Origin of the sequence: Blastococcus sp. MG754426 (assembly GCF_021699055.1) — a bacterium.
In the GTDB taxonomy this organism is placed as follows: Bacteria; Actinomycetota; Actinomycetes; order Mycobacteriales; family Geodermatophilaceae; genus Blastococcus.
Genome location: NZ_SSXC01000090.1, coordinates 1 through 15,761 on the forward strand (window position 1 = coordinate 1; position 15,761 = coordinate 15,761).

At 76.6% G+C, this 15,761-nt stretch carries 18 protein-coding genes; 5 read left to right on the forward strand and 13 right to left on the reverse strand.

What is annotated here, in order from left to right; translation table 11 throughout:
* From E9549_RS20195 to E9549_RS20225, 7 genes are all read right to left on the reverse strand, one after another.
* Nucleotides 1-1,603 (reverse strand): S8 family serine peptidase (locus E9549_RS20195; RefSeq protein ID WP_236828380.1); only part of this gene is annotated, 1,603 nt, incomplete at its 3' end.
* 29 nt (nt 1,604-1,632) lie between these two features.
* Nucleotides 1,633-2,502, reverse strand: a complete 870-nt coding sequence (locus tag E9549_RS20200; RefSeq protein WP_236828381.1) for an Ig-like domain-containing protein — start codon at nt 2,500-2,502, stop codon at nt 1,633-1,635.
* The gene (locus E9549_RS20205) at nt 2,499-2,894 is read right to left on the reverse strand and encodes a hypothetical protein (protein WP_236828382.1); all 396 of its coding nucleotides are present in this window, start codon (nt 2,892-2,894) and stop codon (nt 2,499-2,501) included. Before E9549_RS20205 ends, E9549_RS20200 begins: the two co-directional genes overlap by 4 nt.
* Complete coding sequence (locus E9549_RS20210) at nt 2,891-3,664, reverse strand: hypothetical protein (protein WP_236828383.1); 774 nt, start codon at nt 3,662-3,664, stop codon at nt 2,891-2,893. The genes E9549_RS20205 and E9549_RS20210 overlap by 4 nt, the downstream gene beginning before the upstream one ends.
* Nucleotides 3,661-4,032 (reverse strand): hypothetical protein, encoded by a 372-nt coding sequence (locus E9549_RS20215; protein ID WP_236828384.1) that lies wholly within the window; start codon nt 4,030-4,032, stop codon nt 3,661-3,663. The genes E9549_RS20210 and E9549_RS20215 overlap by 4 nt, the downstream gene beginning before the upstream one ends.
* A gap of 107 nt (nt 4,033-4,139) precedes the next feature.
* Complete coding sequence (locus E9549_RS20220) at nt 4,140-4,862, reverse strand: response regulator transcription factor (protein WP_236828385.1); 723 nt, start codon at nt 4,860-4,862, stop codon at nt 4,140-4,142.
* Nucleotides 4,863-5,056: 194 nt separating this feature from the next.
* A complete protein-coding gene (locus tag E9549_RS20225) occupies nt 5,057-6,067 on the reverse strand; it encodes a universal stress protein (RefSeq protein ID WP_236828386.1) in 1,011 nt (336 codons plus the stop codon).
* 211 nt (nt 6,068-6,278) lie between these two features.
* On the opposite strand from E9549_RS20225, the gene E9549_RS20230 reads away from it, so the two are divergent.
* Both E9549_RS20230 and E9549_RS20235 read left to right on the forward strand, forming a co-directional pair.
* Nucleotides 6,279-6,923, forward strand: a complete 645-nt coding sequence (locus E9549_RS20230; protein ID WP_236828387.1) for a hypothetical protein — start codon at nt 6,279-6,281, stop codon at nt 6,921-6,923.
* Entirely contained in the window at nt 6,920-7,435 is a 516-nt protein-coding gene (locus tag E9549_RS20235) for a DUF5655 domain-containing protein (RefSeq protein ID WP_236828388.1), read from the forward strand. Before E9549_RS20230 ends, E9549_RS20235 begins: the two co-directional genes overlap by 4 nt.
* A gap of 91 nt (nt 7,436-7,526) precedes the next feature.
* Here the strand turns inward: E9549_RS20235 and E9549_RS20240 are convergent, their stop codons facing one another.
* From E9549_RS20240 to E9549_RS20255, 4 genes are all read right to left on the reverse strand, one after another.
* On the reverse strand, nt 7,527-7,943 hold the full coding sequence (locus E9549_RS20240) for a DUF302 domain-containing protein (protein WP_236828389.1): 417 nt from the start codon (nt 7,941-7,943) through the stop codon (nt 7,527-7,529).
* Nucleotides 7,940-8,215, reverse strand: a complete 276-nt coding sequence (locus E9549_RS20245; RefSeq protein ID WP_236828390.1) for a hypothetical protein — start codon at nt 8,213-8,215, stop codon at nt 7,940-7,942. The genes E9549_RS20240 and E9549_RS20245 overlap by 4 nt, the downstream gene beginning before the upstream one ends.
* 460 nt (nt 8,216-8,675) lie before the next feature.
* Complete coding sequence (locus tag E9549_RS20250) at nt 8,676-8,981, reverse strand: muconolactone Delta-isomerase family protein (protein ID WP_236828391.1); 306 nt, start codon at nt 8,979-8,981, stop codon at nt 8,676-8,678.
* Between the two features lie 110 nt (nt 8,982-9,091).
* Nucleotides 9,092-10,915, reverse strand: coding sequence for an NAD(P)/FAD-dependent oxidoreductase (locus tag E9549_RS20255; protein ID WP_236828392.1), 1,824 nt, complete (start codon nt 10,913-10,915; stop codon nt 9,092-9,094).
* 126 nt (nt 10,916-11,041) lie between these two features.
* Between E9549_RS20255 and E9549_RS20260 the strand changes: the two genes are divergently transcribed.
* Nucleotides 11,042-12,334, forward strand: a complete 1,293-nt coding sequence (locus tag E9549_RS20260; RefSeq protein WP_236828393.1) for a GAF domain-containing protein — start codon at nt 11,042-11,044, stop codon at nt 12,332-12,334.
* Nucleotides 12,335-12,479: 145 nt separating this feature from the next.
* Here the strand turns inward: E9549_RS20260 and E9549_RS20265 are convergent, their stop codons facing one another.
* Nucleotides 12,480-12,818, reverse strand: a complete 339-nt coding sequence (locus E9549_RS20265; protein ID WP_236828394.1) for a hypothetical protein — start codon at nt 12,816-12,818, stop codon at nt 12,480-12,482.
* 158 nt (nt 12,819-12,976) lie between these two features.
* On the opposite strand from E9549_RS20265, the gene E9549_RS20270 reads away from it, so the two are divergent.
* Entirely contained in the window at nt 12,977-13,987 is a 1,011-nt protein-coding gene (locus E9549_RS20270; RefSeq protein WP_236828395.1) for an asparaginase, read from the forward strand.
* Nucleotides 13,984-14,862 (forward strand): polysaccharide deacetylase, encoded by an 879-nt coding sequence (locus E9549_RS20275; protein ID WP_236828396.1) that lies wholly within the window; start codon nt 13,984-13,986, stop codon nt 14,860-14,862. The genes E9549_RS20270 and E9549_RS20275 overlap by 4 nt, the downstream gene beginning before the upstream one ends.
* Here E9549_RS20275 and E9549_RS20280 read toward each other — a convergent pair.
* Nucleotides 14,859-15,761: MFS transporter (locus E9549_RS20280; protein ID WP_236828397.1), on the reverse strand; the 903-nt coding region annotated here is incomplete at its 5' end. The genes E9549_RS20275 and E9549_RS20280 overlap by 4 nt on opposite strands.

Below are 15,761 nucleotides of genomic sequence, written 5' to 3' on the forward strand. Positions count from 1 at the left end.
GCCGGGCGGTACCCCGCACGAGCTGCCGGATCTCGGCGGCGGGCAGGCGCCCCCCCGTGGCCTGGAGGCACAGGGCGACGGCCCCGGTCACGTGCGGAGCGGCCATGCTGGTGCCGGACTTGCGCACGAGCAGCCCCGGGCTCGTCCGGCTGCCCTGCGGTGCGGACCGGGCGGCGAGCACGTCGACCCCGGGCGCCAGCAGGTCAGGTTTCACCCGGTCGTCACGGGTGGGCCCGGAGCTGCTGAACCGGGCCGCGGGGCGCGCCGGGTCGTGGGCGTCGTAGGCGCCCACGACGAGGGGCAGCCGCCCGTTGGCGATCGTGCCGGTCGTGCTCGAGGGGTCCACGCTGCTGCCGGTGAAGCGCGTCTGGCACGGCGGGCAGGCGTCGTCCCGTTCCAGCCAGGCGTGGAACCGCACCGGGACGGCAGCCCGTGACACCAGGTCGACGGTCCACCGCCCGGGCGGGGCGGCGGCCGGCAGGAAGGCGTCGACGTGGTGGTCACCGTTGTTCGGGTCGCGGGCACGGTGGTAGATCCGGGCGACCGGCCGGCCGTCGCTGACCAGCACGCGCCGCCGGCCCAGGCCGAGCCACCGGCCCGCGCGGCGGCCGGGTGGCGTGATCCGGACGGCGACCTCCGCGGCACCCGGGTACCAGACCTCGAGCTCGTTGGGGCTGCGGTCGTCGGGGTGGGTCGCGAAGGTGAGCCGGTGCCGCCCGCCCGCGGCGAGCACGCCGGTGGCGTGCGTGCGGGCCCGGTAGTAGTTGCCGGCGCTCTGGACGAGGAAGCGGCCCGGCGCCGCGGCGAGCAGTTCGTCGAAGGCCAGCTCCACCAGCGTCCGCCCGTCGTGCGGCCCCCCGTGCCGGCCGACGCTGACGTTGACCACCCACGGGAGCGGGCCGGCGGTCCGCCGGACGAAGTCCACCGCCTCGAGCAACCGGACCGAGTCCCCGAGCGTGGCCAGCCCGCCCGTCCCCCGGTCGGCGAGGTGGACGAAGACCAGCCAGGCCTCCGGGGCGACCCCGAGGGGGCCGCCTCCCGTCCCGTCGCCGACGGCGATGTCGGCGACGTGGGTGCCGTGCGAGCCACCACCCCGGTCGGCGCTCCCGGGGTGGTAGCCGAGGAGCTCGTACGGTGAGCCGCTGCGCCGGGCCGCCTCCAGGAGCGGGCGCTCCAGGACCCGGCCGTAGCCGTAGGGCGCCGGCGGGGCGGGGCCGGCGCCGCGCTGGTCCCAGAGGCGGAGCAGCCGCGGGAACCGGGGCACGTCCAGCCCCCAGTCGACGACCCCGACGACGACCCCTGCCCCCGTCAGCGGGCACCCGGGCGGGAACCGGACGTCGCCAGGCAGGGCCTCCCCGCCGGGACGGCGGCCGGCAACGACCAGGTCCGGCGACAGCGCGCGGGCCGCCTTGAGGCTGCGCACGGCGGGATGCCGCCGGACCCGCCGGACGTCGCGCGGGAGCACCCGGCAGGTGGCCACGGAGCCGAACCGGGCGACCACCCGCACCCCGGGCACGTCGATCGCACCCGGCCGGAACCGGATGATCGCCTCGAGTTCGCCGTCGCCGCGCTCCCGCAGCTCCTCCCAGAGCGCCGGGTCCACGACCGGTCACCCCCGCACCGCACCGCCGGTCACTTGACGTAGATCGGCACGCGCTTCTCCGGCAGGCCCTCGGCTCGCGCGATGACGAAGACCCAGCCGGACTGGTTCCCAGCGGTGACGACGCCCTGGGCGTCGACGGTCGCCTTCGACTTGTCGCTGGTGTCCCAGGTGATCGTCGGGCCGGCCACGGGCGTGCCCTTGGCGGAGACGACCTGCCCGAGGACCTGCGTCGTGCCGCCCTTCGCGAGCTCCGTCCCCGGGACCTCCGCTTCCAGCCGTCCCTTGTCCCGCTGCTCGCCGAGGAAGGCGATGCCCAGCGCGGCGGCACCGCCGATGACGCGCGGGTCGGTGGCGAAGGCCCCGAAACCGTCGCCCCGCCGCTGCGGGCTCAGCAGCATGAGGGGCGCCGCCCGCAGCAGCGCCCGGAGGTAGGCGTTCTGCGGCTCGTCGAAGGAGTCCATGAACTGGTTCACCGCCAGACCTGCGACGGCGGCGTAGTCGGATCGGTTCATCCTGCTCCTCTGCGCGGCGAGTTCCCTGCGGAGCCCGTCGTCGGCCACCTTGGCCTCGAGGTCCACCGAGCGGATGGCGGCCGCGGCCGACGGCGCCGGGCGGCGCACCGGCGGGAGGCCCGGGCGGGACCGGACCACGCCCCGGCCCTGGGTGCGTGCCCGCGCCTGCGCGCGGGACCGGACCAGCGCCTGGCGGCGCCGGGCCGTGGCGATGCGGCGGGCACGCGCCCGCCGCCGGCGGGCGGCACGGGACTCCGCGTCCTCGCCGTCGAGGTAGTCGTCGTCCGGGTCGAGGTCCTCGGCCTCCCCGCCGTCCCAGTCGTCGTCGAGGACGTCGTCGTCGTACTCGGCGTCCAGGTCCAGGTCCTCGGTCCACATGCTGCTCACCGCTGCACTCCTTCCTCGTCCGCCGTCCGCTGCGGCCGGCCGTCCGTGCTCCCCGTGCCCGTGCCCGCCCGGCGCCGGACGGCGGGCAGCACGAGCTCGCGGTAGAGGTCCTCGTCGGGATCGGTCCACCCGGGGGAGCCCGCGCCGGCGCACACCTCGCACCCCGGCTCGCGCCCCCAGCACTCGCACGCGCCGAGGGCGGCCGCGAGGAGCAGGCAGGTGTCGCTGAGCTGCTGCGTCGACGCGTCGACCACGGTCACCGGGCGAGAGGGGGCCGGCTCGGTCGCCAGCCGCTCCACGAGCTGACCCATGAGGCGATCGGCGAACCCCCGGGGGTCCGGCAGCGCCTGGAACAGCAGGGACTCCACCATCTGCAGCTCGCTCGTGGTCATCGCCCGATCACCTCGGCGAGCTCGGCGTTGTCGGCGTCGATGATCGCGGTGTACAGCGCGTCGTCGTCGCCGTACCAGCCCTCGGCGCCCTCGTCCTGGGCGTCGCCGTCCAGGTACATCAGCTCGTCGGCGTCGGCCGCCGCCCGGCCGAACACCGTGCTGAGCATGCTCAGCAGGGCCGCCACCGGCACGCCGTTCACCGCGCGCCGGCCATGCCTCCCCAGCGCCAGGGCCAGCAGGCTCCGGAGCACGTCGGGGTGCTGGGTCAGGACCATGCCCTGGACGGCGGCCGACGAGCCGGCGGCCGCGCGCGGCTGCGGGCCCGCGGTGGGCTCCGGACGGGCCTGCGGCTGCGGTCGGGCAGGCGCCCGGGCGCCGCCGGCCCGCGGCGCGGGGAGCGCCCGCGCCGCGACGGCGCCCAGGTTCGCCCCGACCGCCGTCCCCACCGGACCGCCGATGGCGGTGCCGATCGCCCCGCCGGCCGCCGGCAGCACGGTCGCCGCCACCTGGGCGACGGCGGGGTCCGAGGCGATCCGCCCGGCGGTCCGGCCGATCTGGCGCAGCACCCGGGTCAACCCGACCGCCTCCGCCGGCGTCAGCGACTCCATCATCTCGGCCAGGGCCGCGTCGAAGTCCTCGGCGTCGGCGTCGGCGTACCCGTCGCCCACCGCCTCGGCCAGCACATCGCCCAGCGGCTCGTCCTCCTCGTACTCGCCCGGCGGTGGGTCCCACCAGTCGTCGTCGAGGCCGGTCCACGCCACATCGGTCATCGGTGCCCTCCTACGGCGTTGTCGGGCGCGGCGCTGCGGATGGCCGCCGCGATGCTCCGGGGGGTGATCCCCTCGACGGCCAGGTGATCAGGGCGCAGCCGGTAGACCTCGCCACGGCCCGCCGCGACGTCGATGCAGACGACCCCGATGCGCGGGTACTCGTCGAGCAGCCGGTCGGCGACCGCCGGTAGCCGTCCGGCACGCATCCCGACGACCACCACGTCGGCGCCCTCGGCCGCCAGGAGAACGGCCACCTCGCTGCCCCCGACCGCGACGAGGGACAGGTCCGGCTCCACCGCGAGGGCCCGCTCCACGAGCCGGCGCAGCTCGTCGGGCACCTCGGCCAGCAGGATCCGGATCTGCTGCATGCCACGACGCTAGGCAGCGGGGCGCTCCGCCGGCAGGACCGGTGGGGTCACGGATCAGGACACCCCGGAGGACCGGGTCCACCGGTCGCCGCGGCCCGGGACCGGGACTAGACCCGTCCGGTCCCGGGGGTGGTGAGCAGGGCGCGCAGGTCGGGGACCCGCGCGGCGCGCAGGCGGGCTGCGGCCTCGCCGCGGTGCTGGACGCGGAGCTTGGCGAGGACGTTGTGCACGTGGTTCTTGACGGTGCGCACCTCGATGCCGAGCCGGGCCGCGATCTCCTTGTTGGTCAGACCCTCGTCGATGAGGACGAGGATCTCCCGCTCCCGGGAGGTGAGGTGCCCGTCGTCGCCCGGGACGTCGTCGCGGTCACCGGCGCCCGACAGGTAGCGGACCAGGGCGGCGACGACGGCCGGCGGGCACACGGTCTCCCCGCGCGCGACCCCGACGACCGTCGCGCCCAGGTCCCGGAGATCGCCGTCCCGCAGCACCACCCCGTCGACCCCCGCACGAGCGCAGAGCAGCGCCCCGTCGCCGTCCTCGGGCACGCCGACGGCCACCAGCCGGACCACCGGGAGGGCTGCGCGCAGGTCCCGGAGCACCTGGTACCCGCTCCGGGACGCGAGGCTGACCAGGGCGACGTCCGGGAGCCGCACGTCCGCGAGCCCGAGGGCGGCGGGAGCATCAGCGGCCGTCCGGACCTCGTCCACCCAGGGCTCCAGCCGCAGCAGGGCGGCGAGCGCCTGCCGGAACAGCGTGACTTCCTCGACCAGGACGACGGCGACCATCGGGACGTGCACCTCCCGCAGCGCGGGCCCCGGCGGTTCGGCCATCCGCCGCCCGACCGTCGAGGTCACTGGCAGCGAGCAAGGTGTCACAGGATCAGCCCGTGGGGAAGGGTGGGCTGCCCGCTGGCCGGCGGGACCAGCACGGTCGCTATCCACCGCGCCGGGCCCATCACGCACCGTCAGTGCGGTTCAGCGGGGAGGCCTCTCGTGGCCCTGCGGCCTCCCGCGCCGCACCCCCGCTACCGGCCCGCGGAGACCGGTTCCGGCGTGCTCGCCGCACGGACGACGCGGTCCGCGTCCTGGTCCCCGTGCAGCACCAGGACGGGGCAGCGCGCGGTCGACAGGCAGCGCAGCGCGACCGACCCCAGCAGCCCGCGCACGCCGCCCCTCCCCCGGCTGCCCAGCACGAGCAGCACCGCCCGCGCCGCCCGGTCGGCCAGGACCTCGGCGGGCGCCCCCTCGACGACCGAGGTCCGGACGGCGGGCCGGGCCGCACCGCCGGGCAGCGCAGCCAGCGCGTCCTGCACCATCCGCGCGGCCCCGCGGGCGATGTCGGCGCGGATGCCCTCGAAGGCGCTGACGGCGGCCGCGTCCAACGCGGTCCACCGGCCGTCGCGCTCGAAGGCGGCGACCACCTCCAGCTCGGCCCCCAGCCGGCCGGCCTCGGCGGCCGCGCCGCGCAGCGCGGCCGCCGAGGCCGGGGAACCGTCCACCCCCACGACGACGAGAGGCGGTGACGTGCGCGGCGGCGGCTCGGGGTGCACGACGAGCACCGGGCAGGTCGCGCCGGTCACGCAGTGCAACGCCACGGAGCCGATCATGGCGGCGCGGCCCGACCGCCGCCCGTCCCGGCCCACGACCAGCAGCCCGGCGCCCCGCGACCGTTCGATGAGCACCGCTGCGGCCGGTCCCTCCGACACCGTCAGCCGGGCCGTCACCCGCTCGATGCCCGGGAGCCGGGAGACGGCGGGGCTGCGCCGCACCTCCTCGAGGACCGCCCGCGCCCCGGACTCCGTCGCGCGGTGGAGGGCGTCGGGGCCGGAGAACAGGGGCGCGGCGCCGAACCACGGCAGCGGCAACGGGTAGGTCGCCACCACCTCGACCTCTGCGCCGCGCCGGGCGGCGAGCGCGAACGCCTGCTCCAGCGCCGCCCGGCTGCTCGGGGCACCGTCGACGCCGACGACCACCCGTGCGGCCCCGTCCTCCGCCCGGGGACGGTCGGCGGCGGACTGGTGAGCGGGGGTGTCCATGGCTGCTCCTCGGACTGGTCCTGCGGGGGGCAGGGCCTCCCGCCCGACCCTCCCGGCGCCCCCCTCGGGGTGGACCGGGCGAACGGCTCACCGCGGCGGGACCTTGGCCCCCGGGCCGGGGACGGGACACCGGCCGGTAAGGGACCTTCGCCGCGGATCAGGCACCGTCGGGCCCGGTCGCAGGGTGACCCGGGGCGGGCACGCTGCCGGCATGACCTCGCGCCGACCGGTCGCCGTCCTGGGCGCCGTCGCCCTCGCGATCGGCGTCCTCGCCGGTTGCGGTGACGACGACCCGCAGTCCGGCGCACCGGGCACCACGCCGCAGAGCACCGCGCCGCTCCCGGCGCCGACGTCCACCGCGCCCGGCGACGGCGCCCCGACGACCGGTGGGAGCGGTGCCGACGCCTCTCCGTTCCCCGCGGACACCCGGCCCGACACCGGCGAGCCCTCGGCCGGCTCCGCGGTCACCGTCACCGACGTACGCACCGCCCGGCACGACGGGTTCGACCGCGTCGTCTTCGAGGTGGACGGCACCGGGAGCCCCGGCTGGGACGTGCGCTACGTCGACGAGGCGACGAGCCAGGGCAGCGGCGCCGTCGTGCCGGTCGAGGGGGACGCGGTCCTGCAGGTCACGATCACCGGCGTGGGGCTCCCCACCGACACCGGCATCGAGGAGTACGACGGCTCCGACCCGCTCCCGGGCACGGGCACCGAGGTCGTCACCGAGGTCGTCTGGGACACCACCTTCGAGGGCACCTCGGTGGCCTTCGTCGGCACGACCTCGCAGGTCCCCTTCCGGGCCTACCTGCTCGAGGACCCCGCTCGCGTGGTCGTCGACCTGGTCCACCCGGCGTGATCGCCGGGGACGCCGGCTCCCGAGCGGCATCGGAGGAGCACTTCGCCGGCTCACCGCTGGGGCTGGCCGTCCTCGGCCGGGTCCGTGAGGTCGTCGCCACGCTCGGCGGCGCGGAGGAACGCGCGTCCCGCACCCAGGTCGCCTTCCGACGGCGCCGGGGCTTCGCGTACCTGTGGCTCCCGGGCCGGTACGTGCGGCACCCGTCGGCCGAGGTCGTCCTCTCGCTCGTGCTCGGCCGGGAGGACCCCTCGCCACGCTTCCTGGAGGTGGCCCACCCGGCCCCGGCGCACTGGGTGCACCACCTCGGGCTGGCCCGCGCCACCGACGTGGACGACGAGGTCGTGACCTGGCTGGCCGAGGCCGCGGCGCGGGCCGACCCGCCGCGGCCCCGAGGTGGTCGGGGTCAGGTCATGCCCCCGCCGCCGAGCCCGTGGAAGAACCCCGGCGGGATGTCCGGGGGGCCGGTCCGCCTGCCGCAGCGCCGGCAGACGAGCCGGTCGGGCCCCTCGTAGCGCTCGCCCGGCGGGTGGCGCCGCACCCAGGAGTGCAGACCGAGCCGGCAGCGCAACCCCCGCCGCTCCGTCGCGCCGCCGGTGACCGACCTCACGGCCCGGCGACCCCGAGCTGGGTGGGCAGCGCCTGGACCGCGGCCCGGAGCCGGGACCGCGCCTCGTCGGCGACCGCGGCCAGCTCCGCGTTGCCCGTCGTCTCCACGAGCACCCCGGGGTCGATCGCCGAGACCTGCGCCCGGCCGGGGTCGAGGGCACGGACGACGACGTTGCAGGGCAGCAGCAGCCCGAGGTCGGGGTCGGCGGCGAGACCGCGGTACGCCAGCGGCGGGTTGCAGGCGCCGAGGCTGACCTGGGGCGGGATCTCCACGCCCAGCTTGACCCGCATGGTGGCCGCGACGTCGATCTCCGTGAGGATGCCGAAACCCTGGCCGGCCAGCGCCTCCCGGGTGCGCGCCACCGCCTCCGCGAAGGGGAGGTCGAGCGTGGTCGCGATGCCGTAGCCGCTCACGACGCCCCTCCCCCCGGGGGCAGGACCGCGGAGCGGACCACGAGCTCGTCGACCTCCAGCCGCCCTATCCGCAGCCGCCTGAGGTCCGCCCGGCCGACGACCAGCCGGCCCAGGGCCAAGGTCCCCACCGCCAGGGCGCCGACGGCGAACGAGCCCAGCGCGAGGGCGCCCGCGGCGAGCGCCCGCAGGGCCACGGGCCCCCCGAACACGGGCCCGACCTGCACCGGCCCCCGCTGGACCCACCGCGGCGCGCCGCTCCTCCGAGAGGTCATGCCCACCTCCACGCGGACGTCGATCGCCGGCCGGGTGCCGGCGCCGCTCCCCGGCACGGTTCCCCGTCCCCGACCGGGGCGGGCAGTGCCGGAAGGCCCTGCCGGTGGGGACCTCCCGCCCGGCCGCGGTCGTCGGCGCCCGCCCGACATCGCCGGCGCACGCATGGTCCCGGGGTAGGACCCGGCGGCCGGGAGAGGGGCACGGACCCGCAGGTGGAGGACGCGCAGGTGGTCGGCGACGTCGTCATGTGGCTGCGCCGCGCCGAGGGCCGGCTGGCGGACGTCGTCCGCGTGATCGAAGCCGGGGGGGACGGCGACCGGTCGGCTGCGCCCGGCCGGCGAAGCCCTCGCCCGGCAGTCAGGCCCGCTCCGACGGTCCCGGCGCGGGCGGGCGCCACCCCGGGGACGCGGACCCGCCCGCACGGGGTGTCGCCGGCCAGGTGGCGTCCCGGTCCCCGGCCTAGGGCTGCCAGCGCCGCCGCACGTCCTCGGCGAAGGCGGTGTACTCCCGGACCGGGAGGACCTCCTCGAGGGTCAGGTGGTGGCTCATCGGCAGGGCACCCATGACCACCTGGTCGAGCTGGTCGTGCGACTCGACGTCCACGATCCCGATCACCCGCCGCTGACCGGCCACCTTGTACAGGCTCTTGATCAGCCCGGCCTCCATCGCGCCGACCGCCGCCTGGGTCTCCCGCTCCCACTCGTCCCAGAACTCGTCGCGGTCCAGCCGCGTGTGCTCGACGCGGAAGCTGAGGTGGAACAGCATCGGCTCTCCTGGGGTCCGGGCGGCGCCGCACCGACGCCGCTGCTGCGGGGATGGCGGACAGGGTGCCCGTGCGCCCTCCCCTCGACAAGGGAGGAGGGCGCACGGGCCGGTCAGCTCAGGTGGTGCACCTCCGGCAGGCCGTACACCGGCGTCGGGATCCCCTCGTAGCGGGCCTTGAGCTGCAGCGCCAGGTAGAGCGAGTAGTGCCGTGACTGGTGCAGGTTGCCGCCGTGGAACCACAGCGCGTCCTGCCGGGTGGGCTTCCACATGTTGCGCTGCTCGCCCTCCCACGGCCCCGGGTCCTTGGTGGTGTCCGACCCCAGGCCCCACACCTTGCCGACCTTGTCGGCGACCTCCTGGCTGATCAGGTCGGCGGCCCAGCCGTTCATCGACCCGTAGCCGGTGGCGTACACGACCAGGTCGGCGAGGAGCTCGGTGCCGTCGTCCAGGACGACGGCGTCCTCGGTCAGGCGCACCACCTGGCCGTGGGCCAGCTTGACCCGGCCGTCGGCCACGAGCTCCGCGGCGCCGACGTCGATGTAGTAGCCCGAGCCGCGGCGCAGGTACTTCATGAACAGACCCGAGCCGTCCTCCCCCCAGTCCAGCCAGAAGCCGGCCTTCTCCAGCCGGTCGTAGAAGTCGGCGTCCCGCTCCCTCATCTGCTCGTACAGCGGGATCTGGAACTCGTGCAGGATCCGGTACGGCAGCGAGGCGAAGATCAGGTCCGCCTTCTCCGTCGTCACCCCGGCGGCCAGCGCCTCCTCCGAGTACAGCGCGCCGAGCCCGATCTCCATGAGGCTGTCGCTCTTGACGATGTGCGTCGAGGAGCGCTGGACCATCGTCACGTCGGCGTCGTGCTCCCACAGCGCACCGCAGATGTCGAAGGCGGAGTTGTTGCTGCCGATGACGACGACCTTCTTGCCGGCGTAGGCGTCCGGCCCCGGGTGGGCCGAGGAGTGCTGCTGGTCGCCGCGGAAGACGTCCTGCCCGGGGATGACCGGGATGTTCGGCTTCCCGGACATCCCGGTGGCCAGGACGACGTGCCTGGGCCGCAGCACGAGCGGCTTGCCCTCGCGCTCGACCTCGACGGTCCACTCGCCCTTCTCCTCGTCGAAGGTCGCGGACGTCGCCGTGGTGCTGCCCCAGTAGGGCACCTCCATGACCTTGACGTAGCTCTCGAGCCAGTCGCCGATCTTGTCCTTGGGCGAGAACACCGGCCAGTTGTCGGGGAACTTCAGGTAGGGCAGGTGGTCGTACCAGACCGGGTCGTGCAGGCAGAGGGACTTGTAGCGGCCGCGCCACTGGTCCCCCGGCCGCGGGTGCTTGTCGACGACGAGGGCCGGCACCCCCAGCTGGCGCAGCCGCGCGCCGAGCGCGATGCCTCCCTGCCCCCCGCCGATGACCAGGACGTAGGGCTGGACCCCGGTGCCGAGGTCCGCCTCCTCCTGCTCGCGCCGCTCCAGCCAGGTGCGGCGCCCCCTGTTCGCCCCGTGCTCGGCGCCCATGGGCCGGGCCGGACCCCGCGGCTCCTCGTGGCCCTTGAGCTCCGACAGCGTGGTCAGCAGGGTCCAGGCCGACGTCACGCCGTCCTCCTCGACCAGCCGCGCCAGCCCGCGTCCGCGGCCGACGGCGGTCTCGAAGGTGAACCAGGCGGTGGTGACCCCGTCGGCCTCCTCCGGCGGCTCCTCGACGGCGAACGCCGAGGGGTCGGTGTGCTCGAGGGTCGCGGTGAGCAGGTCAGCGACGCCCTCTGGGTTCTCGACGGTGGTGATGTTCCAGCTGAAGGAGACCAGGTCCCGCCAGAAGCTCGTCGCGGCGAACATGCCGGCCGCGCGCGCCACGTCGCGTGCGCGCAGGGCCTCCTCGAACCCGGTGAACCAGCGGCGCGCCCGCTGCTCCGGGGTCTGCGTGGGCGTGTCCAGGGTCTGGGTCATGCGCTGCGCCTCCTCCGTCCGCCGGTCGGCGTGGTGTGATGTGCAGCACAGCGGAGGGCACCCGGCGGCGGAAGCGTTGCAGCGCGTTGCACCGCCCGGCCACGCGGTGCCGCGGAGGAGGTGGACGTGGCCGGCTGGTCGGCGGTCTCCCCCGGCACCGACCTGTCGCGGCACGCCCAGGTGCTGGTCCGGGTCCACGACGCGGTGCTCGCCGGCGCCCGCCCACCGGTCCGGCCCCGCGCGGTGGTCGCCCGCTCGTGGTCGCGGGTCCTGGAGCTCGGCCTGGACGCCGCCCGCACCAACGCCCGCGCGCCGCTGCCCTTCGACGAGGTCGAGCGGCGCCGCCGGGTGAGCCCGCTGGCCCTGGTGGCCGACGAGCTGCGCCAGGTGCTGGGCAGCCCCGCCGAGGCCTCCTCGTTCCTGGTCGTCGTCACCGACGCCGACGGCGTGATCCTGTGGCGGGAGGGCTCCGCGCGGGTCCGGTCGCGCGCCGACGCGCTCGGCTTCACCGAGGGCGCCCGCTGGACCGAGGGCGCCGTCGGCACCAACGCGATCGGGACGGCGCTGGCCGAGGCCGCGCCCGTGCAGCTCTTCTCCGCCGAGCACTTCGAGACGGCGCAGCACCCCTGGTACTGCACCGCCGCGCCGATCCACCACCCGGTCAGCGGCGAACTGCTGGGCGTCGTGGACGTCAGCGGGCCGGCGCTCACCCTGCACCCGGTCATCGGCGCCCTCGTGGAGACCGCGGTCAAGCTCGCGGAGTCACGGCTGTGGCGGCACCACGAGCACCGGCTGGAGCGGGTGCGCCGCTCGGCCCGGGCCGCGCTGGCGGCCACCCGCGGCCCCGTCCTGCTCGTCGACGACGACGGCTGGGTGGCGCACCGGTCGGGTATCGAGGTGCGCGACCGCATCGAGGTGCCGCGCCCGGACCGGCTGGTCGCGGTCCCCGGGCTGGGGCTGTGCACCCCCGAGCGGCTCGGCGAGGGCTGGCTGGTCCGGCCGCGCGGTCCCGGCGACCCGATCGACGCCGAGCTGGACCTGACCGCCGCCCCGGTGCTGCGGCTGCGCACCGGCGCCGAGGGCTGGCGGACGCCGCTGACCCGCCGCCACGCCGAGGTGCTCCTGCTGCTGCACCGGGCCGGGCGCCCGGGGCTGACCGCCGCCGCGCTGAGCGCCGCGCTGTTCGGCGACGGCGAGCACTGCGTGACGGTGCGGGCGGAGGTGTCGCGGCTGCGCCGGGTGGTCGGCGGCCTGGTGACCACGAACCCCTACCGGCTCGCGGACGGCGTCACCCTCTCCGTCGTCCCGTCCCCGGTCCGGCAGCGAGGTGACCGGCCCGGAGGGACGTCGGCCGACGGTCGCCCCGCGGGCCACCAGCACCTGTTGCCACGCGGGTCGGGCCGCGCCACCGACCGTTGAGCCGCGGCCTGACGCGGCCCATCGGTCGGAGGGGCGGCTCGACGTCGCCTTCCCACGCACCAGCCGGCGCGTGCGCGGTGCCACCGCGGGTCGTTCCCCACCCGTGCACTCATCCCGTCCGACGGCGTCCGGTGCCCCGCCCCGTTCAGCGGCCGAGGAGCCGGCGGAGCAGCCCACCCGTCCGCGGCTCCCTCCGGGGTGCGGACGGCTGGTCCGGGATCCCCGGGTGCGCCGCACCCCGAGCCGACGGGCGCGGACGGCCCCCGGCGCGGGTGCTCCCGGACGGCTCGTGGACGAGCCGGTCGTGCGCCAGGTAGTGCTGGACGGTCTCCAGCGCGGGTCGGTGCCCACGCGCGGCGACGTCGTGCCGGGCCTCCCGCTCGCAGGCGCGCTTCTCCACCTCGGTCATCTGAAGGGGATCCCAGCCACCGCGCCGCGGGCCGGCGTCCCCGGGCGGCTGCGGCGTTCCGCTGACGACGGTCATGACGACTCCTCTCGCCGATCCGTACCGCCAGCGTGCGCCGGGGCGGGGCTGCGGCACAGGGCCCCAGGTCACGAGCTCCGCCGGCGCGGCTCCGGTCGCGCGCGGACGGCGCCCGGGGCAGGGTCGGGAGGGACGCACCGACGCTGCCGGGAGGACGAGTGCCACGCATCCACCTGCTCGCCACCGGCGGCACCATCGCCAGCCGGCGCGGCCCCGGCGGGCTGGCCTCGGTCACCCCCGCGGCCGACCTCCTCGCCGCGGCAGGGCCCCTCGACGGGCTGACGGTGACCAGCAGCGACCTCCGCACCGTCGGCAGCTTCGCGCTGACGACGGCCGACCTGCGGGAGCTGGTCACCGAGGTGCGGCGCTGCCTGGCGGAGGACGTCGACGGTGTCGTCGTGACGCACGGGACCGACACCATGGAGGAGTCGGCGTTCCTCGCCGACCTCGTCCACGACGATCCGCGGCCGGTCGTCGTCACCGGCGCCCAGCGCCCCTTCGACTCGCCGGCGCCCGACGGCCCGCGCAACCTCGCCGACGCGCTCCGGGTCGCCGCCGCCCCGGTCGCCCGGGACGCCGGGGTGCTGCTCTGCTTCGACGGCCTGGCGTTCGCGGCGCGGGGCGTGCGGAAGGTGGAGACGCTGCGCAGCGGGGCCTTCGCGGCACCGGGGCGCGGGCCCGTGCTGCGGGTCGACGGCGAGGCGGTGACCGCGCTGGCCCGGCCGGTGCGCGGCCCGGCGCTGCCCCTCGACCTGAAGGCCGAGCTGCCCCGGGTGGACGTCGTCCCGCTGTACCTGGGTGCCGATGACGCCCTGCTCCGCGCCGCGGTGACCGCCGGCGCCGCCGGCGTCGTCCTGGAGGCCTTCGGTGCGGGCAACGCGACCCCGGCGGTGGCCGCCGCCGCGGCCGGGCTCGTCGCCGGCGGGACGCCGGTGCTGGTGTGCTCACGGGTGCCCTCCGGCCCGGTCGCCCCGCTGTACACCGGCGGGGGCGGTGCGGACCTGGCCCGGGACGGCGCCGTCCTCGCCGGCGACCTCAGCGCGTGGCAGGCGAGGCTGCTGCTCGCCGCCGCGCTCGCCGTCGCGCCCCACGACCCGCTGGCGGTCGTGCGCGACCACCTCTCGACCGGCAACCCGACGCCGCACCGACTGGATGGAGAGCAGGGATGACCAAGGAGATCTTCGTGGCCTTCGGCGTGGACGTCGACGCCGTCGGGGGATGGCTGGGCTCGTACGGCGGGGAGGACTCCCCCGACGACATCTCCCGCGGCGTCTTCGCGGGCGAGGTGGGCGTCCCCCGCCTGCTGGAGCTGTTCCGCCGCCGCGAGCTCCCGACGACATGGTTCTGGCCGGGCCACTCGATCGAGACGTTCCCCGAGCAGTTCGACGCCTGCGTCGCGGCCGGGCACGAGATCGGCGTCCACGGTTACAGCCACGAGAACCCGATCGCCATGAGCCGGGAGCAGGAGCAGGCGGTCCTCGACCGCTGCATCGCGCTGATCGAGGAGCGGGCCGGGCGGCGGCCGACCGGCTACGTGGCCCCCTGGTGGGAGTTCAGCGGCGTCACGAACGAGCTGCTGCTCGAGCGCGGCATCACCTACGACCACTCGCTCATGCACCGGGACTTCGAGCCCTACTACGTCCGCGTCGGCGACTCCTGGACCAAGATCGACTACTCCGCGCCGGCGGAGACCTGGATGGAGCCGCTGGTCCGCGGCGAGGAGACCGACCTCGTCGAGATCCCGGCGAACTGGTACCTCGACGACCTCCCGCCGATGATGTTCATCAAGTCCAGCCCGAACAGCCACGGCTTCGTCAACCCGCGGGACATCGAGGAGATGTGGCGGGACCAGTTCGACTGGGTGCACCGCGAGATGGACTACGCCGCCTTCACCATGACCATCCACCCGGACGTCTCCGGGCGCCCGCAGGTGCTGCTCATGCTCGAGCGGCTCATCGACCACATCAACGGCCACGACGGCGTCCGGTGGGTGACCTTCGACGACATCGCCCAGGACTTCCTCCGGCGGTCGCCCCGCAGCTAGCCGGCGGCGGCCGGCTCCCGCGGGCCCGCACCGACCGCTCCCGTCCACCCGGGGCGCGCGGCGGCGCCGGCGCCGATCAGCACCGTCGCCGCCGCGACCAGCAGGGCCGCGGCAAGGCCGGGGCCTGCCGCCAGGGCGCCGAGCGCCACGGCGCCGAGCGCCTGGCCGGCGGTGAGGCCCACGAACAGGAACGCCGCGGCAGCCGCCGCCCCGTCCGGGCGTGCCCGTGCACCCCAGGCGATCAGCACGCCGCTGAGCGCCACGAAGGCGCCGCCGAAGGCGGCCAGGGCGAGACCGGCCACCCACGGGACGCCGGGCCGCACGGCGAGCAGCGCGGTCGCGGCCGCGGCCACCAGCAGGCTGCCGCGCCAGGCGGCGCGCACCCCGACGCGCTCGACCAACGCGCCGCTGACCCCGCCGAGCAGGCCCGCCGCGCCCAGGACGCACCACAGCGCCCCGCTGGTCCCGGCGGACAGCTCACCCGCCCCGGTCATCAGGTCCCGGCCGAAGGTCCAGACGCCGGCGCACCCCGCGCCCGCGATCACGGCGGCCACGGCCGGCCGGCCCAGCGCGCGCCACGGCCGGTCGGCGGGGCCGGACGGCGCGACGGGGCCCGGCCAGCGGGCCGACCGGTCGGCGGCCCAGGTGACCACGAGCGCCAGGACGGCGAACCCCAGCCAGGCCGCCCGCCAGGCATCGGGGGCGGCGAGCACCAGCAGGCCGCCGGCCACCACACCGGCCCCGGTGCCGCTGTTGACCACCCCCTGCGCACGCCCCTCGGTCTCCGGGGAGAGGGACGCGGCGATCGCGGCGACCAGCGCCGGTGTCGCGGCGCCGGCCCCGCCACCGTCGACCAGCACCCCGACGGCGAGCACCGCGGTTCCCGGCGCGACCGCCAC